Origin of the sequence: Oricola sp., from assembly GCF_022763245.1 — a bacterium.
In the GTDB taxonomy this organism is placed as follows: domain Bacteria; phylum Pseudomonadota; class Alphaproteobacteria; order Rhizobiales; family Rhizobiaceae; genus Oricola.
Map to the genome: position 1 here is coordinate 41,097 of NZ_JALEGV010000011.1, position 26,490 is coordinate 67,586.

Consider the following 26,490-nt stretch of genomic DNA (forward strand, 5'->3'; position numbering starts at 1 on the left):
TTGTCCTTTCTTGTCGGCCGTTCAGCAGGGAACGGCCGCGTTCTTGCGCGTGTAGAAGAACCAGGTGACGAGCACGCAGGAGACGTAGAAGATCAGGAATGCCCAGAGCGCGGCTGCCGGGCCGCCGGTCAGGACGATCGAGGTGCCGTAGGCCTTAGGAATGAAGAAGGCGCCATAAGCCGCGATTGCGGAGGTGAAGGCGACGATAGCGGCACTTTCGCGTTCGGCCTGTTTCAGCCTCGCGCCTTCATCGAGTTGCGGCATCAGCCGCGGCACTTCCCGGCGCATGATCGTCGGGATCATCTGGAAGGTCGACGCATTACCGACCCCCGTCAGGAAGAACAGCGCCATGAAGCAGGCGAAGAAGCCCCAGAACGCGCCGGGCTGTTCCTTGATGCCGAGGAAGTAGAGAACGCCGCCGACCGCGACGATCATGCCGGTGAAGGTCCAGAAGGTGACCCGGCCGCCACCGAACCGGTCGGAAACCCAACCGGTCGCCGCGCGGCTGAGCGCCCCGACGAGCGGACCGAGGAAGGCGTAGGACAGCGCGTTCACTTCGGGGAACTGCGTCTTCATCAGCAGCGGGAAGCCCGCCGAATAGCCGATGAAGGAGCCGAAGGTGCCGGTATAGAGCCAGCACATCACCCAGTTGTGGAACCGCCTGAAGATGATCGACTGTTCGGCGAAGGAAGCCTTGGCCGAGGCGATATCATCCATGCCGAACCATGCGGCGATGGTGGAGACAATCAGGAACGGAACCCAGACGAAGCCCGCATTCTGCAACCAAAGGGTCGCGCCGTCACTGGTAACCTGGCCATCGCCGACGACCGCGGCGAACGTGCCCGTGGTGATGACGATCGGGACGAGGAATTGCATCACCGAGACGCCGAGATTGCCGAGGCCGGCGTTCAGCGCGAGAGCGTTGCCCTTCTCCTTCTTGGGAAAGAAGTAGGAGATGTTGGCCATAGAGGAGGCGAAGTTGCCTCCGCCGAAGCCGCAGAGCAGCGCCAGGATCAGAAAGACCGTATAGGGTGTTTCCGGGTTCTGCACCGCGAAGCCGATGCCGATCGCCGGCAACAGCAGCGAGGCGGTCGACAATGTCGTCCATAGTCGGCCGCCGAAAATCGGCACCATGAAGGAGTAGAAAATACGCAACGTCGCGCCGGAGAGACCCGGCAGGGCCGCCAGCCAGAACAGCTGGTCGGTCGAATATGCGAAGCCGATCGCCGGCAGCTTGGCGACGACCACGCTCCACACCATCCAGACCGAAAAGGCCAGAAGCAGCGCGGGGATCGAGATCCAGAGATTGCGTTTGGCGATCGAGCGGCCACTGCCTTGCCAGAAGGATTCTTCATCGGGCCGCCAGTCGGTCAGTATGTGAGCCTTTCCGGCCACTGCTGCAGTAGAATGTGCCATTTCGTGCACTCCTGAGTGATATGGGAGGGCGGAAGGCGGTCAGCCGCCTCCCGTTTGATTTCATTCGGCCGGGTGGAGATGTCCGTCCGTGGATGCCGATGAGGATTTCGAGCCGGGTTTGGCGACGGGCTTCTCGGGAACGTCGGAGAGATATTTCTCTTCGCCGAGCGCCGGGTGCCGCGCTTTCTCCATGCGGCGGATGGCGACGTGCATCCAGATCGTCGACACCGCGACGAGAACGAACATCAGCATGTATGGAGCGGTCCAGACGCCGGTCCAGTCGAGCAGGATGCCGAAGGAAATTGGCAAGAAGAAACCGCCGAGTCCGCCGATCATACCGACCAGGCCGCCGACAGCGCCGACATGGTGCGGATAATAGACCGGGATATGCTTGTAGACGGCAGCCTTGCCCAAGCTCATGACGAACCCGAGAACGACAGTCATGGCGACGAAGGCGGTCACATTCAGTCCGAACTGGAAGCTGATCGGTTCCTTGATGCCGCTGACGACGTAGCTAGTCTGCGGATAGCTCATCACGAACAGGCAGCCGAGCGACACGATGAACGTCAGGTACATCACGAAGCGCGCGCCCCACTTGTCCGACATCCAGCCGCCAAGCGCGCGGAAAACCGAACCGGGCATCGAATAAAGGCCGGCGAAGACGCCCGCTGTCGTCAGCGGAAGCCCGTAAGCACCGACATAGTAGCGCGGAAGGAACGAGGCGAGCGCCACGAAGCCGCCGAAGACGAAGAAGTAATAAGTTGCGAAACGCCAGACCTGGATGTTCTTCAGCGGTGCCAGTTGCTCCGCGGCCGAAACCGGCCGATGGCCGGACCGTTTGCGTGCGGCCTGCGCCGGGTCGTCCTTCGACAGCAGGTAGAACAGAACCGCTGTCGCGGCGAGCACGATCGCATAAACCCGTGCAGTGCCTTCCCATCCTAGCGCGACGACCAGGAACGGCGCCGCGAAATTCGTCACAGCCGCTCCGACGTTACCGGCACCGAAAATGCCGAGCGCCGTTCCCTGGCGTTCCTTCTCGAACCACTGCGAGACATAGGCGACGCCAACGATGAACGAACCGCCCGCAAGGCCGAGGCCAAGTGCGGCGAGAAGAAAGATCTCGTAGCTGTGGACCGAGGTCAGCAGCCAGACGGCAACCGACGTGATCAACATCTGCAGCGGGAACATGATCCTGCCGCCGAACTGTTCGGTCCAGACGCCGAGAAAGATGCGGCTGACCGATCCGGTCAGAACTGGCGTCGCGACAAGTAGCCCGAACTCCGTGTCGCTCAGTCCGAGTTCCTGTTTGATCCGGACACCAATGATGGAAAAGATCGTCCACACGGCAAAGCAGACCGTGAAGGCGAATGTGCTGAGCCCCAGCGCCCGGTATTGGTCCGAGCGGGTAACTCCTTCGAGCGAATGCATCGATCCGACCCCCTTCTACAGACGGAAAATCCCGCCGATTTCGAAACTGACCGGGACACTAGCGGATCAAATAGGGGTAGCAGGGTTGATCCAGATCAACGTTTGCGGGTAGCGAGGAAGAAACAAGTTTCGGCGGGGAGAACGGCAAATCCGGCCGCGTTCGAGATCAAGTCGGCTGGTTGAAACGGCGAAATCGGCTTGCTACCAATTTCAATTCAACGCTTGATAATTATCAAGGATCGAGATCGTGCGAACAACTGATCTTCCTCAGGTACGGTCTCTTCGGCTGTTTGAGAGCATGAGCGAGCAAAACTTCGAAACGCTCATGCAGACCGCCTATCTGCAAACCTTCCCTACGCAACTCGACCTGATTACCGAGGGCGACCCGGCAGATTTCCTCTACGTCGTCATCGAAGGATGCGTGGAACTCTACGCGCGCTCGAACAGCAGGGAAGCGACGATGGGAATGGTCCAGCCGGTCGGCACCTTTATCCTGGCGGCCGTCCTGAAAGACGCCGTTTATCTGATGTCGGCACGGACCTGCCAGAAATCGAAGATCCTGCTGATACCTTCCGATAACGTGCGGGAAGCATTCCAAGCAGACGCATCCTTCACCCGAGCCATCGTCCAGGAGCTTGCCAGTTGTTATCGCGGGGTCGTCAAAGAGCACAAGAACCTAAAGCTGCGCACGGCCGTGGAACGGTTGGCAAACAGGCTGCTGCGGTATCATCGGGACCAAGGCGCGAACGGTTCGCTCGACTTGCCATATGACAAGCGCACCTTAGCCTCGCTGCTCGGCATGACGCCCGAAAACCTGTCTCGTGCCTTTAACACGCTGAAACCCTACGGCGTCGACGTAGACGGTTCGTTCGTCAGGCTGAACGACACGAAGGCTCTCGAAACCTTGGCAAAGCCGAATCCGCTAATCGACGGACGGGATCAGTAACGACTCGATCCACTTCGGCTTTACATCGCTAATCCAAATATTCCGGGAGGGCGCGTGCACTTGGGCCGTTTTTACCGTCTCCAAGCAATGCGGCCAACGCCGATTCGTTTCGAACAAGATCGGCAAGGGTGTAGCTGTCGAACACGCGCAGATAGGCTTCCAGCGCCTCGGCCGCGATGGCTTTCAGGCGGCATGCCGGCGAGATCAGGCAAGCCCCGCCGTCGCGCTGCAGGCACTCGACCACACTGAAGTCCTCCTCCATCCGGCGGATGACGCTGCCGATGTTGATGTCCGTCGCCGGGATCGCGAGACTGATCCCTCCCGAGCGACCGCGCACGGCGTGAACCAGCTCCATTTTTCGGAGATTGTAAGCGACTTTGAGAAGGTGGTTGCGTGAGAGGCCGAAGGTTTCGGCGACGTCATTGACCGTATGAGGGCGTCCCTTGAAGACCGCAAGATGAATCAACATTCGAAGCGCGTAATCGGTGTGCGCCGTCATCCGCATCCAGGTCGCCTCCCTGGATCGTCGAAACCTATTTCGGCTTGGCGTTTCACATTACGCAAACCGGCTGCCTTGTTGATTAGAAGGCAAGCGATAGAACATTGCGTATTGTAGGCTTCTGGCAATCGTTTCAGCCTTTTCGTTGAACACGGCTGCGACGTTCTCCGTGCACAGGTCACTGGTCGTCTGCGCGAAGATGCCGAGCCACGTGCGGAAATCCTCTTCGGTTACGTCGGCGAGTTTCAGATGGGCGGGCACGGGTCGTCCCTGATAGTTGGACGTCTTAAGGATGACCGAACTCCAGAACTCCGTCATCTTTTCCAGATGCGGCTCCCAGTCACCCGTAATCTCGCGCGCGAAAATCGGGCCAAGACGGGGATTCGCACGCACGCGGCGGTAGAATTCCCTGACAAGGCCGCTGATGAACTCGCGGTCTACGCCCTCACACTCGGGCTGCTTGTCTTGCGCCGGACGAACCCGGTCGATTTCCGCACTCATGGATGCAATCCTTAAAGTAGCATTCTAAATACCACTTAGATCAGACCGCGCTTAATGGCAATGGTATTCGCCGGGATTAGGAAACAGCCCGTCTCAGGCCATCAACCATCGGATCGACCAGCGACTTGCTACGATCTTCCCTGACAAGCACCCATGCCGGCAATTCGAAGACAGGCGCGTCCGGCAGGACAAACAACCTCCCTTCGGCGATGCGGCTTCGCGCCAGGCGCTCGGGGAAATAGCCGCATCCGCCGTTTTTCTCCAGGCACTGCAAGCCGAGCCAACCGATATTGACCGTGACAGCAGGCCCGGGGAACTCGGGAAAGCTCGCGCTGAACTGGTTGTCGAACTCGGGACCCCAATCCACGTGAATATAGGCCTCCGGCCGCATATCGAGATCGCGATCGGAAGTGACCATCACAAGCCGCTCGGTGAGAAACGGAACAACGGAGAGATTCGGGCGGCGCTGCGGCGTGAACATAATGCCGACGTCGATCCGGCCCTCGACCAGCCCCTGCATCAGTTCCGCTTCGAAACCGATCTCGGCGCGAAAGGACACCTCCGGATAGGCGCGCGACAGGGACGCGAACCAGTCCACCATCGCTCCGTCCCACAGCCCCATCCTCGCACCGATAACGACCCTGCCGCGGAACTGTTTCGGAAGTCCTATATCCTGACGCGCCCGCTCCATCGTCCGGACGAGTTGTCCGGCGTATCTCAAGAATCGACCACCCGAATTGGTCAGGACGGCGCCAGACCTGTTGCGCACGAAAAGTCGGGCTCCAAGCGTCTTCTCCAGCGCGCCGACGCGGGCACTGACGGTCGACTGCGTGACGTGCAGCCGTTCCGCGGCAGCGACGAAACTCCCGGTATCGGCCACCGCAAGGAAGGTTCTGGCATGTTCAACGTTCATCGGCCCATCCATCGTATTACCCGATATTATATCGCATTAAAATTCGCTTTTCCAATTGTTGTATGAGCGGAAGAATGGATGGCGGGAAATCCATTTCAGGAATCTTCTGGCCAACGGAGCGAGGAAGACCATGAGCCATACCACCTACTCGTCGCCCCCCTGCTTCGCCCACGAGATCGATGACGGATGGAACGGCTTCGAAGCGGTCGATCCACAAACAACGATCGACGTCGCCCGTTGGCGAAAATCGGAAAGGGAGCGGCTTATTGCAGCGCGGCTTGCCGTTCCGGCCGATCACCGCGCTGCAATAGCCCGTAAAGTCATAGATCTGCTGGACGATCTCTTAGCGGAGTTTTGCAGCCCGGTGATCAGCCTCTACTGGCCTTTCCGGGGCGAACTGGATTTTCGCGACTGGATGGCGGCGCTTTACAAGCGCGGCGCCCGCGTGGCGCTACCCGTCGTGGTCGCGAAGGGACAACCCCTCGTGTTTCGGGAATGGCACCCCGGATGTAGAATGGAGCGCGGAGTGTGGAACATCCCGGTTCCGGCCGACGATCGCAGGCTCACTCCCGAGATCGTGGTCTCGCCAGTTGTCGGTGCCGACCGCGCGGGATATCGCCTGGGATATGGCGGCGGCTTTTATGACCGCACACTGGCTTCGATGCCAGACTGGGTCATGACGATCGGTGTCGGCCACCCTGTCGCGGAAGTCGATACCATCTTCCCTCAACCGCACGATATCCCGATGGACTGGATAGTCCTTGGAGACAGACGCTGGAAGAAACCGGGATGAACGGATTACGCATAAAGCGCGCCTATCGCGCCGCACGCGTCTCGGACGGGTCACGAATCCCTGTCGACCGCGTATGGCCCCGCGGGATGACGCGCGACCGTTTGCGGATTGCCAGGTGGCCGAAAGATATCGCGCCGAGCGCAGACCTTCGGCGGTGGTTCGACCATGATCCCGCGAAATGGGACGGCTTTCGCGCAGCCTATTTCCGGGAACTGGACAACAAGCATTCCGAGGTCACGAGAATCCTCCGCCTGCTCGAAGATGGACCGGTGACACTCATATACGGAGCAAAGGACGAAGCCCTGAACAATGCTGCGGCGCTCAAGGAGTATCTCGAGGGTGAATTGAGCGAGCATGACCGTGCCGCGTCGAAGCGTTCCGGACATCCCGAATATTTTCTGCGTCCCGGAGCGAATGGAGGCGGCAAATGAGACAGGCCCCAAAAGCGCTGAGCCAAGGCGAGATGACACTCACAACGGGCTTGGCTGCTACGATAATCGGAATTGTTTTCTACTGTATTGGTCAGGCGTTCGGCGCGGACGGCAATTCCGTTATCCTGGCGCCCGAAACCGGCGCCGGCATCATGGCGACAGGGATTCTGATCTCGCTGAAGGGTGCCGTGACGCTATCGCTGGAAATATAGAGGTCACTAAACGACATCACCTCCGACAAACGCATGAGCCTCATCAAGGACTCTCATGGGAACTGTCGAGGCTCCTCTGTCGATTATTGCCCTCAAGTTTATTGGCTATGCTGGGGTTGTTTTCAGCTGCCGAAAACAGATCGGGTCGGAGCGTTCTGTTTTGGGTACTCCGGACCTGTCGCCTATTTCTTCGAGTCCAAATTGGCACCGATCGACAGGTGTTTGGCAGGCGTTATCGATCCGACACAGATACAGAAATCTACCCCCACGTCACCTTAATCTCCGTGGCCGGCAAATGACGAAGATGGTCCCGCACCCAACGCAGAAACTGCGACACGCTATCGACCTGATCATCGTGCTTGCTATGGGGAAATGCCATCAGTTCGTTGATAAAATCCGCCAGCCAAGGCGCTTCCTTCGGGAGGAACACCTGGCCATTTTCGAGCAACGGCGTGACGGTCGACATGCGCGTTTCCTTATCGCCCTCGGGCTCGATCGGGATCGGGTAAACCCCGGCGCCCGCATCCTGTAAGTCCTGGATCAGGCTCGTACCGGAACCCTTGTCTTCGATGAGGACGTGATCGGCCTTATGAAGTTTCGCCAGTTCAATCGCGCGGGCGCGGAGCGCATGATACTCCAATTTTTCGCGGTAGACATTGGAGAGATAAAAGCGGTCTCCCTTCACGAGCCAAGTGGTGCAGACGGAATAGTCGTTGTGATCACCGGCTTTGAGCGCCGTATCCCAGCTTTGGACGATGCGGTCGCCATCCTCGTAGGTCAGCACACCATTATAGGTCTGCAGCCATTTACGCTTGATCATGTTGCCGTCGGACGGAACAGGCCGTTGAAGATAGACAGCCGAAAATGCCTGGCTGCCGTGTTCACGCTTCAAGCGTTCGAGGTCTTCCAGCGTCCAAAGGCCAGGATGCAGGATTTCACCGGCTTTCCAGTGATAGGTCTGGTTGGGAGCGATTGGCACGACTTGATCGGCCTGAGCGATTGCCGGGAGATCGAGATGCGGCCACTGGGCCTGATCAAGCAGGAACCCCGCCAGATCGTCCTCATGCAGGCGCTGCATGGCGAGGATGATTGTTCCCTTGGATTGGACGTCAAGGCGCGAAGGCAGCGACTCCCGATACCAGGCGATGACCGAATTTCGCACGGATTCCGACGCCGCATCGGATGCTTTCATCGGATCATCGATGATGATCACGTCACCACCGCGTCCGGTTAGAGTGCCGCCGATCGAGGTCGCAAATCGCCCTCCTCCTTTGGTCGTCACCAGTTCGAACTTGGTATCGGATTGGATCTTCATTTTCGGGAAGAGGAAACGGTACCAGGAAGACGTGACGACCTTGCGGAATTGACGCGAGAGAAGTTCCGCGAGTTCGGCGGAATAGCTCACGCAGACGAAACGCTGCCCCGGATCCCGGCCAAGCCGCCAAGCGACATAGGCGACTGATATGGTGATGGACTTCAGGCTTCGCGGCGGAAGGGTCACGATCAGCCGGTTCAACCGGCCGGCCGCGCTTTCCTCCAAATAATGGACGATGGCGCGCATGTGCCAATTGTCGAGATACTCCCGCCCCGGATTGATTTCCTTAAAAGCACAGATCGTGAAGGCCAGGAGATCTTCGCGCAGGAAGTGATTCAGAAGCTTCTTGTCGGTGATCTGCTCGTTCATTTTCGATTCCTAAGCTTGTCGAGGACAGAGGGCTGCTGCGGTTGCTTCACGACCGGCTCATCGCGTTGGATCACGGGCTCCGCGGGCGGAGCCGGTTCCGCCGACGGCGGGGCAGTGACCGTATTCGGCTCGGAAGGTTCTTCGCGCTCATCCGGTGCCGTGTGGCGCTGTACGAAGCGCTCAAGCGCGATATTCAAAATATCGGCTTCCTCCAGATCCAGCTCGCCATTCTCCTGAACGCCGACCTCGTCGGCGAGGTATTTGCCGATCGCCTGGAGCATCAGACCGACAGATTTCGTGTCTCCCCCAGCCGCTTTTCCGGCTAGGTTCTCCAGCATGATTTCTTGTGTCGACAGGGCGACGACCTTGTCGCCGCGTTTGACCTTGCGACGCGTCATCAGCGTTCTTTCCAGATCGGTTCGAAAGTCGCGTCGGCCTTTCGGACGGCCTTTCCGGTTGCCCGAATTGCCTTTCTGGAAGCGGGTTTGTACCGGCGGCTTCTTGTAGCCGACCTCGTATACGGGGCCCTCGCCGCCGCCACCGGCGTCCGTATCGGCGACACCGTCATCATCTTCTATTCCGCGATTAGCGTCGTCACCAGACATCGGCCTGCTCCAGCGTTGCTTCGATTTGCTGTCGTTTGGTTTCTCGCCGTGCTCGTACTTCCGCGAATGTCTCGCCCGTGTCGGAGAGCACGGCGTCGAGGCCGCAGACTTTCTTGAGCCGGGTCAGAATGACGTCGCAGTAGAGCGGATCGATTTCGATGCCGTAGCCGCGTCGGCCGGTGCGCTCAGCTGCGATCAGAGTCGTGCCAGACCCAGCAAAGGGATCGAGGATGATCCCACCCCGGTTTGAGCAATCGAGGATTGCGTCGGCGATCATCGCGACCGGCTTGACTGTCGGGTGCATGGCCAATGCGTCATCACGGCCATGGCCGAACGAATTTACGCCGGCATAGTCCCACAGATTTGTCCGATTTCGGCCGTTGCGCCCCAACTGCACATTATTGATGTGTTTGGCCTTGCCCGCCTTGTAGACAAAGATCAGTTCGTGACGGGAACGATAGAGGGAGCCCATCCCGCCATTTGTCTTCGCCCAAACGCACATGTTCTTGAGTTCGGTATAGACGTCTTTGCCGGCGGTCATGATGTCGAAGGCATGCCGCCAATCCATGCAGATGAAATGGATCGCGCCATCGACCGAGGCTCGGACCATCTGCCTCATGACAAGGCCGAGGAAGGCAATGAATGCCTCCGCTGTCATCTCGCCAGAGGCTTCATAGAACTCGCGGTGTTTGACCTTGCCCTTGCCACTAACATGACCGTCGACGGAGACATTATAGGGCGGGTCGGTGAACACCGCCTGGGCGGCCTCTCCGTCCATTAGATCATCATACGTTTCGGGTTGCTTGGAATCACCGCATATCAGCCGATGGCGGCCCACGATCCAAACATCACCAAGCCGCGTCACCGGCTCTGTATCCGTCAAATCAGGAACCGCATCGGCTTCATCCGGGCCGGCCGTGGCTATTTCGGCGTCGGCTGCCTCCTGCAGAATGAGATCGACTTCGACGAGCTGGAAACCGGTATCCGTGACCTCCAGATCGAAGTCGTCAGCAAGTTCGATGATTTCCTGCAGCTCGATCGCCAATTGCGCGCGGTCCCAACCGGCATTTTCGGCAAGGCGATTATCGGTGAGCATGTAGAGCTTGATCTGCGCGTCGTTCATATCGGTCCGACGCAATATCGGGACGGTCTCGAGGCCAAGGCGTTTTGCTGCCTCATACCGACAGTGTCCGGCGATGATCTGATTGCTTCCATCCACCAGGATCGGGAACGTCATCCCGAATTTGCGAATGCTTTCCGCCACCGCGTCGATATCCGCATTCGTATGGGTTCGCGCGTTATTGGCGCGCGGGTTCAAATCGCAAAGCATCGCCTCTTCAAGCGTCGGCCAACGGTTCGACAGTGCCATGGTCTATACTCCTTCACAGACTGACTTGGGTCTGTATTTAATCCATCGAGAAATCCCATACAGGACGCAGATGCATATTACAAACCCTTTTCAGTCTGTATTTATTTTTCTGTTGCGGTGGCTGTAAGCCAGTCAGCGAAGCCCCGGCCCTTCGCGGATAGATCGAATGCAAAAGCTTCGTTTAAGGAATTTCACGAGGCAGTCGCCTAAACTGCCGGCTATTGAATAGGGACAGCGCAGTGGTCCAAAGCCCCGAAACGCTCATTGTTGTTCTCGTCCTCGGCGCAATCATCGGTATGGCGATCGAGCGCTTCCGTTCGAAGTTGCGCCGCCAAGCCTGGCGCGAGAAGAACAACTGGCGTCCGCGTTACAATCGCGGTCACCGGCAACGTGACATGCAACCACAGGCCCCGGCCCCGGATGCAGCACTTCCAAAAGCAGTCGATGCTGCAGATCAGTTGCGGATTGTCATGGGCGCCGACTTCGAGCCCCAGGCTATTCTCAACAAGAGCGAAGCGCGGGTCTTCAAGGAACTCGACCTGATGGTCATCGGCCGCAATCCTGGATGGCAGGTCATGGCGCAGGTGTCTTTGGGAGAGATACTCTATTGCAATGACCCAAAGGCCTATAGCTGCGTCAACTCGAAGCGGGTCGACCTGCTCCTAATGGACGAAGACTGCCAGCCGCGTCATGCCATCGAATACCAGGGCGGTGCGCACAACCAGGGAACCGCTGCCGCGCGAGACGCAATCAAGAAGGAAGCGCTCCGGCGCGCGGGTATCGGCTACCATGAGGTGATCGGAGGCCAAACCACACCGTCGGAACTCAAGCGTCTCGTCGAGCGGCTCGTCCCTAGCACGGATCAGCCGCAGGACATCATCGCGCAACTCTCCGGTCAGGGCGGATGAGCCCGATTAGGTCGCAGCGGCTTTCTTGCGCCCGCGACGGATCGGTTGGGAATTTTGCAGCGTGGATGTAACCCGCTGCGCGAGATAGGCCAGTTCGACAACTGTCATCGAGCGGAACGTTCGCAGGCTCAGTCCACCAATCGTCTCCTGAAGCGCCGAAATACCATCCACCATCATGAATACCGGCGCCCGCTTTTTCTTCGCGGTCTTACCTTTGAACTCGAAATCGATCTCCTCGAGTTCGGCCGACTTGATCAAAAGATAGATCCGAGGGTCTCGATAAACGATATCGTCGACTATGATCTTCGGTAGGCGGGGATATTGATCCGGCAATAGGGGATTGTCTGGATCGATTACATAGGAAAAGAAACTGCGCTTCAGCAGCGTGTCGAGGTCACTGCGAAGGTAATAGACGAGCTCCACTGCCTCGCGCTGCTTGAACCCGAGCGCCAGAAATTCCAGCGCGACCGCCATGCGGAAAACGTCCTTCGTTTCGAAAGCAAGTGCGCCGCCTTCGGTTTCCGGAGCGGGCGCGAAAGCGTACTCCGCTATCGTTGCACCGTTTGCAGCTTCGAAGCCTCCCGTGCGATCGATTTCCAGGAGCCGCCTGATCCGCGTCCGGAACGCGGACCCGCCTTCGCCCGACAGATCTTTTACATTCTTGTCGAACGGCGCAAACGTTCGCCACAGAGCGTTTTCGATTTGCCCTCGCCCATATGTTTGGTTGGTCATAGCCGAGTACCGTTTGTCCAGACCCACTCGGGTTTATGATCGGAAGCCAGGCAGATCAAGTTACCAATTCAGGCGATCGACCAGCTTCCCTGATCAATCGATTCCGTTCCCGTTGAGTTTGAGAAAATTCCCTGTTTTGATTCCACGGGAATTTCATTGGCAAGCCACTGAGATTTCGCGGAGAAAAGCCCGCTCGAACACCTCAAACCGCTCGAAATCGCGATTATTCCCTGTTCTTTCCCATTAAACAGGGAAATTTCGACCAGAGACTGGTTCGCCCAGGACTGCGTCCACAGCCAACCACCCTTCCCAAAATACCGTTTCCAGTTTCGTCGCCAGATAGCTGCGTGGTTTCCGCGGGTTAGCGGGTGCGCCTCGAAACAGAGACTGCATTTCGAGCCACAAATCGCCGCTGAATCGCGGAAAGTCTCAGTCGGCCATTTCGGGGCTGACAGTTTGCGGAAAGTGCATCGGCGGACCATCGGGTACTGATGCAAGTCTTCGACAAATTCGTGTGAGGTTTCAGAGCGTGGCCACGATGCGCCGCTGGGCCTGCCAGTCGGATGGCAACGGATTCTGGCCGAGCCGTTTTGCGGTCAGTCCGATCGGTTGATCGCCCTGCATGATCGATTTGACAATGTCGGGCGCTAGGAATGCCAGATCGATCACCTGCAGGATGCGGCGCTTCGAGAGGCTTTCGGACGCAGCGATCTCCTCGAAGGTCTGACCGTGCTTGATGGCATTGTAATACTGATGCGCTTTGGCGATGTTGCGGATCAGCGTTTCGTCGATGGATTGGCCTTGATCGTTTCCGATGATGAGCTTGGTTTCGACACCGCGCTTGCGGAACTGGAATGGGACCGAGAACGACATCGCATCGGAGTTGATCGCTTTTGACTGAACAGATAGCCAGGCAGCGACGGGCTCGCCATCAAGAGCGATCTCAATCTTTCCCGGGGTAATCGTTGCTTGCTGGATGCAGGATAGGACAGCTTCCGGCTTCCTGGCCGATTTGCCTGACGCGGCTCCATCGAGCAAATCCCGGATGCGGCCGATATCATCGACTGAAGAATCGATCAGGAGATCGACGGGCAAACGATTGCGAAAATGGGTTTGGATCGCGGAAGACAACTGCTGTTCCAGCGACCTTGCCGGCAGCCGCCATCCGCTCGCAGCCTTCGATTTGTCGGCGTTCCCATCGCCGACGATCATGCGGTTGGAGGCATAGTATCGATATCGCCTGCCCTTCTTGTTGGCGTGGGTCGGAGTCAGACGATCTCCGGTCTCGTCGAATAGCTTGCCAGTGAGCGACGACCCCATGGATCCTGATGCCGACTGTCCCCTCCCTCTTCCTGCTGTTGCCATCAGGCGCTGCTGGACATCATCGAAGATCGCGGGATCGATGATCGCTGCGTGCTGGCCGTCATAGACCTGGCCCCGATGACGAATGCGACCGGCATAGATCGGATTGGCCAGAATGTGATGGATGTGGCTTCGGCAGAAGGGAAGATTGCCAGCGGCGTTGCGAGTTCCCTTTGCTGATTGATTGGCAAGCTGTCCGTCGCTGCAATCCGCGATCACAATCTCATCAGAGCCTAATACCGGTGTCGCACCATCAATGCTGACCGGCTCGTTGCGGGCACTCTCGGCTGCTTTCGATGGTTTGACCTCGGTCCCTCCCCTGGCCTTTGTTCGCAGCCCGATTCGGTCTGCCTGCTGTTTGACCGCCTTGACCGAACCATGTTCCAGATAGAGGTCGAACAACGTTCGAACCGTTCTGGCTTCGTCTTCCACTATCTTCAGCGTGCGCCCATCTGGCTCGTAGCCGAGTGGCACATTGCCACCCATCCAGAGCCCCTTCTTCTTCGAGGCGGCGATTTTGTCGCGGATGCGCTCGGCCGTGACCTCGCGCTCGAACTGGGCGAATGACAGGAGGACATTCAGCGTCAATCGACCCATGCTGGTGGCGGTGTTGAAGGACTGCGTCACCGACACGAAGGAAGCCTCGGCCGCATCCAGCCGTTCGACCAGTTTGGCGAAGTCCGCCAGCGATCGTGTTAGCCGGTCGATCTTGTAGACGACGATCTGATCGACCAGGCCTTCATCGACATCACGGAGGAGGCGCTGCAGCCCTGCCCGTTCCAGAGTTCCGCCGGATATGCCGCCGTCGTCATAGTGATCCGGCAGCAGCACCCAGCCTTCATGCTTCTGGCTGGTAATGTAGGAGACGCAGGCTTCTCGTTGGGCATGGAGCGAGTTGAACTCCTGTTCGAGCCCCTCCTCGGAGGACTTCCTCGTATAGATGGCGCAGCGGATCTTCTTCATGACGCGTCCAGTCCAAAGAAGCGCGGTCCCGACCAATGGGCTCCGGTGATCTTGCGGGCGATGGCACTCAGCGACCGGTACCGTTTGCCGTCCATCTGGAAGCCGTCGTCCAGCACCTCGACCTGATAGGACCGGCCGTTCCACTCGCGCACGAGGTGCGTGCCCGGCCGTAGAGACATGGACGAGGCCGGCAGAGCCGATCTCGGCCTTCGAACGTCCTTCAAGGACCGTACGAGCGCCTTTCGAACCGCAGGCGAGTGCCGGCCATGAGCTTTCACCTGTGCCTCATAGGCCAGTGCCCGGCGCATGAATTGCACCGAGACGAATTTGGGAGGTTTCCGGCCGAACTGCTTCCCCCAAGCCTCGATGCAAGCGTCGCGATCCAGTTCGTCGAAGGCGGCAACATCGCTTCCGATCATGGATGACAACGCCGAGGTCACGATACCGCCTCATCGGCGGCCTGCCCGCCCTCCTCGATTGGCGCCGAAACGATTGCGTAGACGGTCTCGCCGGTCTTCGGCGACTTCGAGGTCGTGACCTCGATGCCCTGTTTGCGCAGGCCCGATATTGTCGCGCGCACCGTGTGCGCCTGCCAGCCCAGGCGCTCGACGATCACCGAAATGCGCGCGCCATTCGGCTTCGACAGCAGGGCGACAAGCTGGTCCTTCTTGCTCTTCGCAGCCGATTTGCCGGTGCCGGCTAACTTCGGTTTGATGGCTGCACGCGGTGTACGCTTGGTGGCAGGCTTTTTGATTGCGTGGGTCTCGGTATTGATGGCCTTGCCGCTGTCGCCGCCATTCTCGATGATTTGGGTGTTCATGCTGTTCTCCACTCAATTTTCGAGGCCGGATTATCCGGCTTCGCACTGAGTGAAGCCCGCGGCGCGGGCACGGTCAGCCGATAAGCGCAGCTTGACCTGCCAACACTACCGCTTCCTTTGCCGACGAAGTCGAGCGGGAAAACGCTCAAAAGGAGACTTTCTTTGCGGATCGAATATGTCGGCGAATTGCGAGCGGATTCGCAATGGTCAGGTATGCCCAGGAAGACGCCGCAATCTGCCTAGCGCCGCAACAGCGGCCTTTCTGTCAATGACAGTTCTGCGCCCTCGTATCGGTCATTTAGAAACCCGGCGCATTGTCCCGAAAGCTCCCATTGCGATGGCCGGCCGACGATCACTCAGGTGTCGACTCCGGCTCGCTCCAAGTGCATCCTACCTAGATAATAGTGAGAAGGTATTTGTTTATTCTGGCCCGCTGGCGCACGGGCATCATGTTCAGAACCCTTCGCGCCCTCTGCAATAAAGTATTTGATCATGACCACGAGCATCTCCAGCACGAAATCCAAGGTCACCTTCCTGGAAACCGTCTATCCGCCGATTTCCAATCAGGAGGCCATCTGGCTTCAGAATGACCCGGAGGTGGAGGCGCTGCTCAGGCAGAGTGACTTCTATATGATTGGAGGTCGCGCCGAGGCGAAATACTTGAACCTCGTCATCGATCCTGAGACCTACGTCATCACCTTCGACTTCGCGATAGGCGACGATTTTCGCGACCCCGTCGTGATCCGCATCCGCGACCTGCCAGCCGTCGAGGAATCGGACGCCGAGTCCTATTGGATTGAGGCTGGCGACAAAAATATCCGGGTATGGGACGGGCCGATCGGCGAGCCCGGCTCGGACGTTCTGGAGTGGTTCACGACCGAGAAGCTGATCTGGGATCGGTCGCGCGGCCGTGCCGGTCTCGAGCGCTTCGATCGTTACCGCGAGGCCGCGACCTATGATCTCCTTTATGTCGGCATCGCCAAGGTCGGAGACAGCTTCGATCGCCTCATCAGCAATGGGCACAAGGCCCGCATGGAGATTCTCGGCAACGAGCCCCAGCGCTATCCCGGAGCGCGGGTGACCGACGAAATCTATCTGTTCCTGTTTAACGTCCAGCCGCTGATCATGACGACCTTTGAACCGGAGCATGACTTCGAGAACGAGGATTTCAGCGGTGCCTACGACCGGAAGCGTATCGTCGCCGACGCCGAGAAGGCTTTCGTCAGCCTCCTGAAGCCCGAATACAACGTGGTGAAGTTCGCGAGCTACCCGAAGGGCGCGGACGGCCTCTACGGCTCCGACTTCGTTCGCTACGGCTACGCGATCTGCGAGGCCATTTCCTTCAACACGGCGCATAGCCGGATCAGGGGAAGCCGGGACGCGGCCACCGGCTTCATTACCAATGATGCCGACAGCATCTTCGTCGAAGGAAACACCGTGAAGTTGTTCGTCTCGGGCGTCGACTTCCCGGCCGTGCCGCCGCCAGCCGCGGCGAATGCGGCTCCCCGAGGCAACCATAAGGAAGAAAACCAGGGGGGTGTATGATCAATCGCGGTTCCGAATGGCATCGATGGGAGCCGCATATCCATGCGCCCGGCACCCTGTTCAACAACCAATTCAAAGGCCCGAACGCCTGGAGCGACTATCTCACCAGCCTCGAACAGGCGACCCCGGTTATCTGCGCGATTGCGGTGACCGACTATTATTGCACCGACACCTATCAGGACGTTGTCCGAGAGATGAATGAAAACGGCCGCCTGCCACAGGTCGCGCTTGTTTTCCCTAATGTCGAGCTGCGGCTCGACGTGGCGACGGTGAAAGAGCGCTGGACCAACATCCACCTGCTCGTCTGCCCCGACGATCCGAAACATGGGGCGGAGGTCGAACGATTTCTCAGCCGGCTGAGATTTGAAGCCTTTGGCGACAACTTCGCCTGCACGCGAGAAGACCTAGCCAAGCTGGGCCGGAAGTCCAAGCCGGAGCTGAGCGAAGAGCGGGCCGCGTTCCGCCACGGGGCTTCGCAGTTCAAGGTCAACTTCGGAAAGTTGCGCGAAGAATATGGCAAGAGCGATTGGGCGAAGGAGAACATCCTGATTGCCGTCGCAGGGGCCGAAACCGATGGAACGTCCGGCATCCGCGATGCAAATGACGCAACCTTGCGACAGGAAATCGAGAAGTTCGCGCATGTCATTTTTGCCAGCAGTCCGGCGCAGCGCGATTTCTGGCTGGGGCGAAAAAACGGCGTCGGAGAGGACGTGCTTCGCGAGCGATACGACGGCTGCAAGCCCTGCCTGCACGGCAGCGACTCGCATGAGCAAGCTACCGTCGCCAAGCCCGATGGCGACCGCTATTCCTGGATCAAGGGCGCGTTGGAGTTCGACGCGCTGCGCCAAGCCTATATCGATCCCGCCGGGCGGGCCTATGTCGGCCCCCATCCCCCGTTTCGGGCTACCCCCGCGCGTGTCATTGCGGAGATAGAGTTGACGGGAGCGGACTGGGCACAGACACCTAGGCTCGCACTCAATCCCGGATTGGTCGCCATCATTGGCGCGCGGGGCTCGGGCAAGACCGCGCTCGCCGATGCGATCGCCGCGGGCTGCGACGCCACGGACGGCCGCTTGAGCAACGCGTCGTTTATCGTGCGGGCCCGTGAGCATCTCGACGGTGCCGGCGTCCGATTGACCTGGGAGACCGGCGACCCGTCGGTGCGCCCTTTGCTCGACGATTCCTTTGATCCTTCGCTCTATCCGCGGGCGCGCTATCTCTCACAGAAATTCGTCGAAGAGCTGTGCTCGGCCGACGGCGTCAAGGACGAATTGCTGAGCGAGATCGAGCGGGTCATTTTCGAAGCCCACAGCACGCTCGAACGCGACGGCGCGACAGATTTCGGCGAACTGCTTGACCTTCGAACGACGGTGTTACGCGACAATCGCAGCCGCGACGAGGACGCCATCGCGACCCTGTCCGATCAGGTCGGGCTCGAACGCGAGAAACAAAGCCAGATCACCGGCCTCAAGTCGCAAATCACTCAGAAAGAAGCGCTGATCGCCGGCTATATCAAAAGCCGAGATACATTGGTGACCACAGGCAGCGCGGAGCGGATCGAGCGGCTGAATGCGCTGACCGAAGCGGCCGATCTCGCCCGGACACAGATTCGGTTGTGGTCGCAGGAAACCCAAGCCCTCCGGTCTTTGCAGAACGACGTGTCGGATTTCCGAACCAACCGCGCGCCGATGGCGCTGCGCACGACCAAGCAGAACTTTGTCGGCGCGCATCTGGATGACAATGCTTGGGAGGTTTTCCGGCAGACCTACGCCGGCAACGTCGACGGGACATTGACCGAGCGCCTTGCCAAGGCCGAGAAGGCAACGGCCGGGTGGCGGGGTAAAGAACTGCCCCGTAAGGCAAACGACCAAGAGCCCTATGTGGCCGACGACGCTGAGTTGAAGCGATTGTCGCTGGGCGAACTTGAGGCCGAGATCGGCCGCATTCAGCGCCTCATCAACATCGATACGGACACCGCCAATCGCCTGCGAGCGATAACCACCAAAATCGGGGACGAGAACGCTACGCTGAAGCGCCTGAAGGAAGCGCTGACCGATTGCGAAGGCGCCGCGGCGCGGACCGCCCAACTCCAAAAAGATCGCGAGCAGGCCTATTTGCGCGGGTCTTCGAATCCATCGTCGCGGAAGAGCAAGTGCTGCATGCGCTGTATCGCCCGCTCATGGATCGGCTCGCGCAGGCGTCCGGCACGCTGCGCAAATTATCGTTCTCGGTGTCCCGTCATGCAGACGTGCATCGCTGGGCGGCTGAGGGCGAAGGCTTGTTCGACAAGCGGCGCACTGGCCCGTTCAAGGGCGTTGGCACATTGGAGATTTGGGCAGACGCGCTGCTGAAGCCAGCGTGGGAGTCGGGCAATCCGAAAGCCGTCGCCGAGGCGATGGCGGGATTTCGCCAGGCCCACCAAGCCGAGCTTCTCGATCTCTCCGAGGTGCCGCGATCACAGCAAGCGGATTATCGCTCCTGGTTAAAGCGGTTCGCCAAATGGCTCTATGGCACCAGCCATATCGAGATCAGCTACAGCATCGACTATGAAGCCGTTGATATTCGCAAGCTCTCTCCGGGCACGCGCGGCATTGTCCTGTTGCTGCTCTATCTCGCCCTGGATGACAGCGATGACCGCCCGCTAATCATCGACCAGCCGGAGGAAAACCTCGATCCGAAGTCGATCTTCGACGAACTGGTCGAGTTGTTCATCGCCGCGAAGAATGTGCGCCAGGTCATTATGGTGACGCACAACGCAAACCTCGTCGTCAATACGGACGCCGATCAGGTCATCGTCGCGTTTTCCGGCACGCATACGCCCGGCAGCCTGCCGCCCATCCGCTACCTATCGGGTGGCCTCGAAAGCGTGGAGATGCGCAAGCATGTCTGCGACATCCTCGAAGGTGGCGACCGCGCCTTCAAGGAGCGCGCACGGCGGCTTCGCGTCCGTCTCGATCGATGAGGACGGACGACGACATGGAAAGCGAACTAGGTCCTGATCGCATTGGCCGCATTGGCGAACGGCAGTTCGAAGTGCTCTGCGAGCGCGCAGGCCTTTATTGCAACAAGAGCGCCGTCGACGTCATGGGGTGGGACTTCATCGTAGAGTTCCCGATGGGGCCGGCCGGCCAGGCGCTACCTCTCGATCAACGCCCCACCAACGCCGCACGGGTACAATTGAAGTCGACACTCGGCCGAGCCGGCAATCGCATCCGCCTCAGCCTGTCCGCCATTGATCGCCTCGCCAAGGACCCTCGGCCGGCGCTCATCGTCGTGTTTCGGCTGCGAGCCGACGGCGAACTCCAATCCGCTTATCTCGTCCACCTTATCGGGAATGAGCTCGCGCGCGTTCTCAGGCGTTTGAGACTGGCGGAGGCCCGCAAGGCTCACGACATCAACCACACCGATATCAGCTACGACTACGAGAAAGTCGGGGTACGCTTCGAGCCGACCCCCGCCGGCTTGTTGGCAGCCCTGACTGCTGCCTGCGGTCAAAATCCCGGTGCCTATACAATCGAGAAGCAACGACAGCTCGCCGAACTTGGCTATGAAAACGGCCAGTTCGAGGCCGAGGCACTTATCCAGATCGAGGGTCCGGAGCATTTCAGCAATCTGTTGCTCGGCCTCGCGCCCTTGAAGCCGCATCGGCTTCGCGTGTTCGACAACCGGTTCGGCATACGTCTGCCCTACCATGGCACGCTTTTCGACGATATCGAAGAGCTGCGCATTACGCCTCCTACTCTGGGTTCCTGTGATATTTCGATCCGCGGACCCAACTTCGGACAAGCGGCGCGGTTCGACGGCGAAATGTTCATCGGGCCGCCGATGGCGGAGCCTCATGGAGCAGAGCTCCTCATCCGCACCCCGGACTTCATCATCCGGCTGACACCGCCGGCGCTCAAGTTCGAGAGCGTCGGCTCGATCGATGAAATGGAGCATTCTCTGGAGGAGTGGGCGGAGCTGCTTCGCGCTCTCACGCTCATGGCGATGGGGCGAGCGACCCTGACGATTGCCGGAAATGACCGCATCTCCTCGATTTCCTTCCCGGTCGATCAACCCATCACCGGACCGTACCTCGAGGAGATTCCGCTGATTTCCACATTCTTGGACGGGTGGCTTCAGCTTCTCACGAATGCGGGCCTTCGGTCGACCGCTAGATTCAAGTTCGATGCGTTCTGGGAGGCCAATGAAGCACGCATGGCCGTGGACATCCTGCTCCAGCCGCAATCCGAGGCCCGCTTCGAATTCCAGACCCTTGAGATTGAAGAGTCGTCGCCGCCGCCCGAAGGCCTGTATTTCAACAGCACGTCCTTCGCCGACACCAGCATAACCTTCAGCGCGAAGGTCTTCTTCGAGCAGTCGGGTGATCCAGAATGGCGGTTTCGGTCAACCCGTTTCGAGGCTCTCGACGTTCGACCGAAGGTCGATGATCTTGAAGAATACGGAATAGACCAGGCGACAGCCTGCAACCTGAAACTCCTCATCGACCCGAGGAACATCACATTGGCGCCTCGGAGGGACATCCCTGAAGCGCCCATCACATCCGATCTTCAGGAGAAAAGCCGGCAACCGTCGCACACGCGCCTTGTTTAAGAAATAGTTAGTCCGCCAGCAGCGCGCGAGAATGTCTGTCTTTGCAGCAAGTAGGTGATGGCGAGTATCCGCTTGGGAGATACATTCCCTTATGGCCGCTATCAGCCGATTACTCCTGAAAAGCGGTTGGTCTGCTTGCGGCCCCTAATTGGACATTCAACCATCGCCGAATCCGATGTCGCATAACGCGCGTTCTGGAAGTCGGCGCTGTGTCTGAGAGTGCCCCGAAAGCGGACGTGGGGATATTCAATCGAATAGACCGCTTTTGACCCACAACGGTCATCGGCCCTAGCCGCGCCGTTCGGCGATCGCGTCCAGTTCGCGAGCGACACGTTCTCCCGAGATCGAGTTGTCGACCATCGTCGCTAGGCATTCCCGGCTGAAGTCGTCGATGACGCACAGGATGCGGAAGCGGCGTCCGTCGATCAGCGTGTCCGACACAAAGTCGAGTGACCATCCCTGGTTCGAATCCTGCGAGATCGCCATCGGCGCCCTTGTGCCCAAGGCTCGTTTGCGGCCGCCACGTTTGCGAACCGTGAGCCGTTCCTCCCTGTAGAGGCGGTAGAGCTTCTTCCAGTTCACCGCGACGCCTTCGCGCTTCAATAGCAGATGCAGGCGACGATAGCCTAACCGCCGTCGTTCCGACGACAGCTCCCACAAGCGCTGTCGAAGGCCAGCATCGTCCGGCCTGCTCGACTGGTAGCGGAAGACGCGCGGCTCAATGCCGACGATCTACTCGTCTGCGAGACTCGTTCGCTTCATTGTCCGCCCTCAAGTTGGGCCGGACTCTGATCGACAGTGGAGAAAAAATTCAGTGGCAGGTCAAGAGCAGCGCGATAAGCAGGCCAAATCCTCGAGTGGCTTCGCTTACTGCAGCGATCTTTCCGTCACTACGGTTCATGTGGCAACTTCGTAGCCGGCCGCGGCCATGACCCGCAGTAATTCCGCGTGTCCCTTCTTCGCCATCTCCAGCGGAGGATTGGCGACCGGGTCCTGCTCAGCCTCGACGACGAACCAGCCCTCGTAGCCCTTGGCTGCGAGCGCCTTGACGATGGTCTCGAAATCGAGGCTTCCGTCTCCCGGCACCGTGAAGGCGCCCTTGATGACCGCATCGAGAAAGCTGTCGCGGCTGCGGTCGAGCCCGTCGATCACCCCTTGCCGCACGTCCTTGGTATGGACGTGCGTGATGCGAGCATGGTGGTTGTCGATCACGCGCAGATTGTCGCCCCCGGCAAACGCCATGTGGCCAGCGTCGAACAGCAGCGGGACCGAGGAATGCTTCATGAAGAGGTCAAGTTCGGCTTCCGTCTCCACCGCGGCCGCCATGTGGTGATGGTAGGCGATCGGTATCCTCTGCCCGGCGCACCAGTCGGCGAAATCGGAAACCTTGCGGCCATAGGTGGCCATCTCGGCCTCGGTCAGCTTCGGTTTGCGGGCAAGCGGCGTGTGACGCTCGCCCTGCACTGAGCGGGCAGTTTCACCATAGACGATGCAAGGCGCGCCCGCCGCCTTGAAGAAGGCCATCTGTGCGGCAATGCGTTCCCTTTCCGCCCCGATGTCGCCGTCGAGCAGGAGTCCGGAGAACCAGCCACCGCAGACGCTGATGCCATATTGGGCGAGGATCGGCCCGAGCTCACCCATGTCCATAGGAAAGCGCCGGCCGGTCTCCATGCCCGTGAACCCCGTGACAGAGGCCTGTCGCAGGCACTCCTCCAAACTTACATCGTCGCTCAGTTCCGCGAGATCGTCGTTCCACCACGCAATCGGCGCGATTCCCAATTTTGCCTTGAGCATGGATCAGACCCCCACGCGCTGTTTGGAGCGGATTTCGTCCTGTGCCTTTCGCGCCTCTCTGACGGTGTCGCGGGTCGAGACTTCCGGCACGCCGACATCCCAGTCCGCGTCGCCGGGCACCCATGCGTAAGCATCCGTGACAATCGACAGGACCGTGGTCCGGTCGTTGCCCTTGGCCCATTCCAGCGCGGCCTCAAGATCGGCCAGGCTTTCGCAGCTTCGCGCATAGGCGCCTATCGACTCCGCGTGTCTGACGAAGTCGACATGAAGCGGCGCTTGCGGGTTTTCGATGCGGCAATCCTTGAGCAGGCAGTTGAAGCCGGGCGTGCCCTTGAACTCCTGCAGGCGATTGATCACGGCGTAGCCGCCATTGTCGCACACGATGACGATCATCTTGTGCCCGCTCAGGACGGTCGAATAGATGTCGGAGTTCATCATCATGTAGGTACCGTCGCCCAGCATGACGATCGGGGTCGACTTGCCATGGTTTGCCATGGCGTTACCCCAGCCGGCGGCGATCTCGTAGCCCATGCAGGAAAAGCCGAACTCCAGATCGAACGTGTTGGGGTTCTTCACCCGCCAGCCCTTGGCGACCTCCCCCGGAATACCCCCCGCCGCAGCGATGAGGTTATCGTCCTCGCCCGCAGCCCGGTTCACGACATTGACGACCTGCGCATACGTGGGAACCGGCGCATTGGTCGGCTTCTGATGATCGTCCAGAAGCGCGTCCCACTCCCTGAACAAAGCTTGCGCCCTCTCCAGACGGGACGGCTTCGCCTTCCAGTCTCCGAGGGTCGCGTCGAGTTCGTTGACCGTCTCCAGCGCGTCGCCGACCACCGCCACCGACCGATGCTTGGTCGCGTCGAAGCGTGCCGCGTTGATGGAGATGAACCGCGCGTCGCGCGAGAACGCCGTCCACGAGCCGGTGGTGAAATCCTGCAGGCGCGTGCCGATGGCGACGATGACGTCTGCCTCCTCGGCAAGCGCGTTCGCCGAGGTCGAGCCGACGATGCCGATCGGGCCGGCATGGACAGGATCGTAGTGGGTCAGCCCCCCCTTGCCCGCGATGGTTTCGACAACAGGGATTCCGCGCTTCTGCGCGAACGCCTGCACCGCCCGCTCGGCGCCGGAATAGCGAACGCCGCCACCGGATATGATCAACGGTCTTTCGGCCGACGCCAGCACTTCGGCCGCACGCGTCACGCTGTCCCGGTCAGGGCGGGGACGCGGAATGGTGCAGACTCGTTCCTCGAAGAACTCTTGCGGATAGTCGAAGGCGATTTCCTGCGTGTCCTGCGGCAGGGCGATGAATGCCGGCCCGCAATCGGCTGGATCCAGCATGGTCGCGATGGCCTGCGGCATGGAGGAAATGATCTGGGCCGGATGGGTGATGCGATCCCAGTAACGGCTTACCGCCTTGAAGGCATCGTTCACCGTCGTGGTCGGATTCCCGAAATGCTCGACCTGCTGTAACACTGGGTCCGGCAGGCGGTTGGTGAAGGTGTCGCCCGCCAGTAGAAGCAGCGGCAGGCGGTTCGCATGGGCGGTCCCGGCGGCAGTCACCATGTTCAGCGCGCCCGGACCGATCGACGAGGCGGCGATCATGATCTGCCGTCGACGCCTAGCCTTGGCAAAACCGACGGCGGCAAGGGCCATGGACTGTTCGTTTTGGCCGCGCCACGTGGGCAGCCGATCCTGCACGGCCTCAAGCGCTTCGGAAAGACAAGTCACGTTGCCGTGCCCGAAAATACCGAACAGGCCCGCAAACAACGGGACACGTTCACCGTCAACCATGGTGTACTGACTGCACAGATAGCGCACCAGCGCCTGAGCCATCGTCAGACGAACGGTGTTGTCGGTCATTCCTTCCTCCCCCCGCGGACGTTTGAGCTTCCTTGTTGAAATGTATATTGACACACCATGTCATTTGCAATGATTATTGCAGAAACAAATCGGGAGGACAAATTGGTCCGAATTGCAGTCCTTGGCTGCGGTCGCATCGGCCGCATGCACGCAGACAATATCGCAGCCCATCCCCGCGCCAGGCTTGCCGGCGTCTTCGATGTGCACGACCCCTCGGCCACCGAAGTCGCGACCAGGCATGATGTCCGGAAGTTCGCTTCCGCCGACGACGTGTTCTCCTCGGCGGAGGTCGACGCCGTCCTCATCGCGACGTCGACCCCTACCCATGTGGATTTCATCGAACAAGGCGTTAGGGCGCGAAAGGCGATCTTTTGCGAAAAGCCGATCGATCTGTCTCTGGATCGGGTCAACGCATTGAGGGAGCGCATCGCCGGAGCCGATGTGCCCATCATGCTCGGCTTCGTTCGTCGTTTCGACGAAGGTCACGCAGCCGCCCGCCAGGCGATGCTCGACGGCGAAATCGGCAATCTCCATCAGGTTGTCATCACGTCTCGAGACCCGGGCCTTGCGCCGGAAGCGTATATCGAGGTCTCCGGAGGGATTTTCCGCGACATGACGATCCACGACCTCGACCTCGCCCGCTTCATGCTCGGCGAGGAGGTCGCGGCGGTTTCCGCGCAAGGATCGCGGTTGGTCAATCCGGAACTGATGGAGCGATGCGACGACTACGACACCGTCGTGGTCACGTTGATGACGGATAGCGGCAAGCAGGCGATCATCACCAATTCACGTGAGGCCGCCTACGGATATGATCAGCGCCTCGAGCTCTTCGGCTCGAAGGGCATGGTCATCTCCGAAAACCACCGCCAGAACCTCGTCACGAAGCACCTGGCGTCGGCAACAGGCATTTCGGCCCCGCTGCAGTTCTTCTTCATCGAGCGCTACATGCCGGCGTTCATGACGGAAATCGGGCTCTTCGTGGACGCGATCGAAAACCACAGACCGGTTCCGGTGGGCTTCGAGGACGGACGCATCGCGCTCATGCTCGCCAATGCCTGCTTCAAATCCGTCGCCGAGGGCCGCGTCGTCAAAATCAGCGAGATCGGATGAGGC

At 59.6% G+C, this 26,490-nt stretch carries 21 protein-coding genes and 3 pseudogenes; 9 read left to right on the plus strand and 15 right to left on the minus strand.

The window, feature by feature from the left end:
* Positions 1-21: 21 nt before the first annotated feature.
* A pseudogene (locus MRY80_RS03050) lies at positions 22-1,377 on the minus strand (NarK family nitrate/nitrite MFS transporter); the annotation flags it as partial.
* A gap of 99 nt (positions 1,378-1,476) precedes the next feature.
* Positions 1,477-2,844, minus strand: coding sequence for a nitrate/nitrite transporter (locus tag MRY80_RS03055; protein WP_293287846.1), 1,368 nt, complete (start codon positions 2,842-2,844; stop codon positions 1,477-1,479).
* A 247-nt stretch (positions 2,845-3,091) separates the two neighbouring features.
* Between MRY80_RS03055 and MRY80_RS03060 the strand changes: the two genes are divergently transcribed.
* Positions 3,092-3,790: a cyclic nucleotide-binding domain-containing protein gene (locus MRY80_RS03060; RefSeq protein ID WP_293287849.1), complete on the plus strand. Its 699-nt coding sequence runs from the start codon at positions 3,092-3,094 to the stop codon at positions 3,788-3,790.
* 28 nt (positions 3,791-3,818) lie between these two features.
* On the opposite strand, the gene MRY80_RS03065 is transcribed toward MRY80_RS03060, so the two are convergent.
* From MRY80_RS03065 to MRY80_RS03075, 3 genes are all read right to left on the minus strand, one after another.
* A complete protein-coding gene (locus tag MRY80_RS03065) occupies positions 3,819-4,295 on the minus strand; it encodes an Rrf2 family transcriptional regulator (protein WP_293287851.1) in 477 nt (158 codons plus the stop codon).
* Positions 4,296-4,346: 51 nt separating this feature from the next.
* A complete protein-coding gene (locus tag MRY80_RS03070) occupies positions 4,347-4,790 on the minus strand; it encodes a group III truncated hemoglobin (RefSeq protein WP_293287854.1) in 444 nt (147 codons plus the stop codon).
* A 76-nt stretch (positions 4,791-4,866) separates the two neighbouring features.
* Positions 4,867-5,715: a LysR family transcriptional regulator gene (locus MRY80_RS03075; RefSeq protein ID WP_293287857.1), complete on the minus strand. Its 849-nt coding sequence runs from the start codon at positions 5,713-5,715 to the stop codon at positions 4,867-4,869.
* 118 nt (positions 5,716-5,833) lie between these two features.
* Here MRY80_RS03075 and MRY80_RS03080 point away from each other — a divergent pair, with 118 nt between their 5' ends.
* Genes MRY80_RS03080 through MRY80_RS03090 form a run of 3 tightly spaced genes read left to right on the plus strand, consistent with a single transcriptional unit; the run spans position 5,834 to position 7,139 of the window.
* Positions 5,834-6,496 (plus strand): 5-formyltetrahydrofolate cyclo-ligase, encoded by a 663-nt coding sequence (locus MRY80_RS03080; protein ID WP_293287859.1) that lies wholly within the window; start codon positions 5,834-5,836, stop codon positions 6,494-6,496.
* Complete coding sequence (locus tag MRY80_RS03085) at positions 6,493-6,927, plus strand: DUF488 family protein (RefSeq protein ID WP_293287862.1); 435 nt, start codon at positions 6,493-6,495, stop codon at positions 6,925-6,927. Before MRY80_RS03080 ends, MRY80_RS03085 begins: the two co-directional genes overlap by 4 nt.
* Positions 6,924-7,139, plus strand: a complete 216-nt coding sequence (locus MRY80_RS03090; RefSeq protein ID WP_293287864.1) for a hypothetical protein — start codon at positions 6,924-6,926, stop codon at positions 7,137-7,139. The genes MRY80_RS03085 and MRY80_RS03090 overlap by 4 nt, the downstream gene beginning before the upstream one ends.
* Positions 7,140-7,398: 259 nt before the next feature.
* On the opposite strand, the gene terL is transcribed toward MRY80_RS03090, so the two are convergent.
* Genes terL through MRY80_RS03105 form a run of 3 tightly spaced genes read right to left on the minus strand, consistent with a single transcriptional unit; the run spans position 7,399 to position 10,797 of the window.
* On the minus strand, positions 7,399-8,823 hold the full coding sequence (gene terL, locus MRY80_RS03095) for a phage terminase large subunit (RefSeq protein WP_293287866.1): 1,425 nt from the start codon (positions 8,821-8,823) through the stop codon (positions 7,399-7,401).
* Positions 8,820-9,428 (minus strand): DUF5681 domain-containing protein, encoded by a 609-nt coding sequence (locus tag MRY80_RS03100; RefSeq protein ID WP_293287869.1) that lies wholly within the window; start codon positions 9,426-9,428, stop codon positions 8,820-8,822. The genes terL and MRY80_RS03100 overlap by 4 nt, the downstream gene beginning before the upstream one ends.
* Entirely contained in the window at positions 9,418-10,797 is a 1,380-nt protein-coding gene (locus tag MRY80_RS03105; protein ID WP_293287872.1) for a DNA methyltransferase, read from the minus strand. Before MRY80_RS03105 ends, MRY80_RS03100 begins: the two co-directional genes overlap by 11 nt.
* Before the next feature lie 296 nt (positions 10,798-11,093).
* Between MRY80_RS03105 and MRY80_RS03110 the strand changes: the two genes are divergently transcribed.
* Entirely contained in the window at positions 11,094-11,705 is a 612-nt protein-coding gene (locus tag MRY80_RS03110) for a DUF2726 domain-containing protein (protein ID WP_346433377.1), read from the plus strand.
* Positions 11,706-11,711: 6 nt separating this feature from the next.
* Here the strand turns inward: MRY80_RS03110 and MRY80_RS03115 are convergent, their stop codons facing one another.
* The 4 genes from MRY80_RS03115 to MRY80_RS03130 all read right to left on the minus strand — a co-directional run bounded on the left by MRY80_RS03115 (position 11,712) and on the right by MRY80_RS03130 (position 15,582).
* Positions 11,712-12,437, minus strand: a complete 726-nt coding sequence (locus MRY80_RS03115; protein ID WP_293287876.1) for a hypothetical protein — start codon at positions 12,435-12,437, stop codon at positions 11,712-11,714.
* A gap of 522 nt (positions 12,438-12,959) precedes the next feature.
* The gene (locus tag MRY80_RS03120; RefSeq protein WP_293287878.1) at positions 12,960-14,762 is read right to left on the minus strand and encodes a recombinase family protein; all 1,803 of its coding nucleotides are present in this window, start codon (positions 14,760-14,762) and stop codon (positions 12,960-12,962) included.
* Entirely contained in the window at positions 14,759-15,181 is a 423-nt protein-coding gene (locus MRY80_RS03125) for a DUF2924 domain-containing protein (protein WP_293287881.1), read from the minus strand. The genes MRY80_RS03120 and MRY80_RS03125 overlap by 4 nt, the downstream gene beginning before the upstream one ends.
* 17 nt (positions 15,182-15,198) lie before the next feature.
* Positions 15,199-15,582: a DUF3489 domain-containing protein gene (locus tag MRY80_RS03130; RefSeq protein ID WP_293287883.1), complete on the minus strand. Its 384-nt coding sequence runs from the start codon at positions 15,580-15,582 to the stop codon at positions 15,199-15,201.
* A 492-nt stretch (positions 15,583-16,074) separates the two neighbouring features.
* Here MRY80_RS03130 and MRY80_RS03135 point away from each other — a divergent pair, with 492 nt between their 5' ends.
* The 3 genes and pseudogenes from MRY80_RS03135 to MRY80_RS03150 all read left to right on the plus strand — a co-directional run bounded on the left by MRY80_RS03135 (position 16,075) and on the right by MRY80_RS03150 (position 21,720).
* On the plus strand, positions 16,075-17,127 hold the full coding sequence (locus MRY80_RS03135; protein ID WP_293287885.1) for a hypothetical protein: 1,053 nt from the start codon (positions 16,075-16,077) through the stop codon (positions 17,125-17,127).
* Positions 17,124-20,089: pseudogene (locus tag MRY80_RS03140) on the plus strand (TrlF family AAA-like ATPase). The gene MRY80_RS03135 and the pseudogene MRY80_RS03140 overlap by 4 nt, the downstream one beginning before the upstream one ends.
* A gap of 14 nt (positions 20,090-20,103) precedes the next feature.
* Positions 20,104-21,720 (plus strand): hypothetical protein, encoded by a 1,617-nt coding sequence (locus MRY80_RS03150; RefSeq protein ID WP_293287892.1) that lies wholly within the window; start codon positions 20,104-20,106, stop codon positions 21,718-21,720.
* Positions 21,721-22,011: 291 nt separating this feature from the next.
* On the opposite strand, the pseudogene MRY80_RS03155 reads toward MRY80_RS03150, so the two are convergent.
* From MRY80_RS03155 to iolD, 3 genes and pseudogenes are all read right to left on the minus strand, one after another.
* Positions 22,012-22,446 (minus strand): annotated as a pseudogene (locus MRY80_RS03155) (DDE-type integrase/transposase/recombinase); the annotation flags it as partial.
* 171 nt (positions 22,447-22,617) lie between these two features.
* A complete protein-coding gene (gene iolE / locus MRY80_RS03160; RefSeq protein WP_293287894.1) occupies positions 22,618-23,514 on the minus strand; it encodes a myo-inosose-2 dehydratase in 897 nt (298 codons plus the stop codon).
* A gap of 3 nt (positions 23,515-23,517) precedes the next feature.
* Positions 23,518-25,377, minus strand: a complete 1,860-nt coding sequence (iolD, locus tag MRY80_RS03165; RefSeq protein ID WP_293287896.1) for a 3D-(3,5/4)-trihydroxycyclohexane-1,2-dione acylhydrolase (decyclizing) — start codon at positions 25,375-25,377, stop codon at positions 23,518-23,520.
* A gap of 69 nt (positions 25,378-25,446) precedes the next feature.
* Here iolD and iolG point away from each other — a divergent pair, with 69 nt between their 5' ends.
* The gene (gene iolG / locus MRY80_RS03170) at positions 25,447-26,487 is read left to right on the plus strand and encodes an inositol 2-dehydrogenase (RefSeq protein WP_293287898.1); all 1,041 of its coding nucleotides are present in this window, start codon (positions 25,447-25,449) and stop codon (positions 26,485-26,487) included.
* Positions 26,488-26,490 lie beyond the last annotated feature (3 nt).

Excerpts from the sequence above, each read along its gene's own strand:
- MRY80_RS03055 (WP_293287846.1), bottom strand. The coding sequence starts at position 2,844 with ATGCATTCGCTCGAAGGAGTTACCCGCTCGGACCAATACCGGGCGCTG.
- MRY80_RS03065 (WP_293287851.1), bottom strand. The coding sequence starts at position 4,295 with ATGCGGATGACGGCGCACACCGATTACGCGCTTCGAATGTTGATTCAT.
- MRY80_RS03070 (WP_293287854.1), bottom strand. The coding sequence starts at position 4,790 with ATGAGTGCGGAAATCGACCGGGTTCGTCCGGCGCAAGACAAGCAGCCC.
- MRY80_RS03075 (WP_293287857.1), bottom strand. The coding sequence starts at position 5,715 with ATGGATGGGCCGATGAACGTTGAACATGCCAGAACCTTCCTTGCGGTG.
- MRY80_RS03080 (WP_293287859.1), top strand. The coding sequence starts at position 5,834 with ATGAGCCATACCACCTACTCGTCGCCCCCCTGCTTCGCCCACGAGATC.
- MRY80_RS03085 (WP_293287862.1), top strand. The coding sequence starts at position 6,493 with ATGAACGGATTACGCATAAAGCGCGCCTATCGCGCCGCACGCGTCTCG.
- MRY80_RS03090 (WP_293287864.1), top strand. The coding sequence starts at position 6,924 with ATGAGACAGGCCCCAAAAGCGCTGAGCCAAGGCGAGATGACACTCACA.
- terL (WP_293287866.1), bottom strand. The coding sequence starts at position 8,823 with ATGAACGAGCAGATCACCGACAAGAAGCTTCTGAATCACTTCCTGCGC.
- MRY80_RS03100 (WP_293287869.1), bottom strand. The coding sequence starts at position 9,428 with ATGTCTGGTGACGACGCTAATCGCGGAATAGAAGATGATGACGGTGTC.
- MRY80_RS03105 (WP_293287872.1), bottom strand. The coding sequence starts at position 10,797 with ATGGCACTGTCGAACCGTTGGCCGACGCTTGAAGAGGCGATGCTTTGC.
- MRY80_RS03110 (WP_346433377.1), top strand. The coding sequence starts at position 11,094 with ATGGCGATCGAGCGCTTCCGTTCGAAGTTGCGCCGCCAAGCCTGGCGC.
- MRY80_RS03115 (WP_293287876.1), bottom strand. The coding sequence starts at position 12,437 with ATGACCAACCAAACATATGGGCGAGGGCAAATCGAAAACGCTCTGTGG.
- MRY80_RS03120 (WP_293287878.1), bottom strand. The coding sequence starts at position 14,762 with ATGAAGAAGATCCGCTGCGCCATCTATACGAGGAAGTCCTCCGAGGAG.
- MRY80_RS03125 (WP_293287881.1), bottom strand. The coding sequence starts at position 15,181 with ATGATCGGAAGCGATGTTGCCGCCTTCGACGAACTGGATCGCGACGCT.
- MRY80_RS03130 (WP_293287883.1), bottom strand. The coding sequence starts at position 15,582 with ATGAACACCCAAATCATCGAGAATGGCGGCGACAGCGGCAAGGCCATC.
- MRY80_RS03135 (WP_293287885.1), top strand. The coding sequence starts at position 16,075 with ATGACCACGAGCATCTCCAGCACGAAATCCAAGGTCACCTTCCTGGAA.
- MRY80_RS03150 (WP_293287892.1), top strand. The coding sequence starts at position 20,104 with ATGGAAAGCGAACTAGGTCCTGATCGCATTGGCCGCATTGGCGAACGG.
- iolE (WP_293287894.1), bottom strand. The coding sequence starts at position 23,514 with ATGCTCAAGGCAAAATTGGGAATCGCGCCGATTGCGTGGTGGAACGAC.
- iolD (WP_293287896.1), bottom strand. The coding sequence starts at position 25,377 with ATGACCGACAACACCGTTCGTCTGACGATGGCTCAGGCGCTGGTGCGC.
- iolG (WP_293287898.1), top strand. The coding sequence starts at position 25,447 with ATGATTATTGCAGAAACAAATCGGGAGGACAAATTGGTCCGAATTGCA.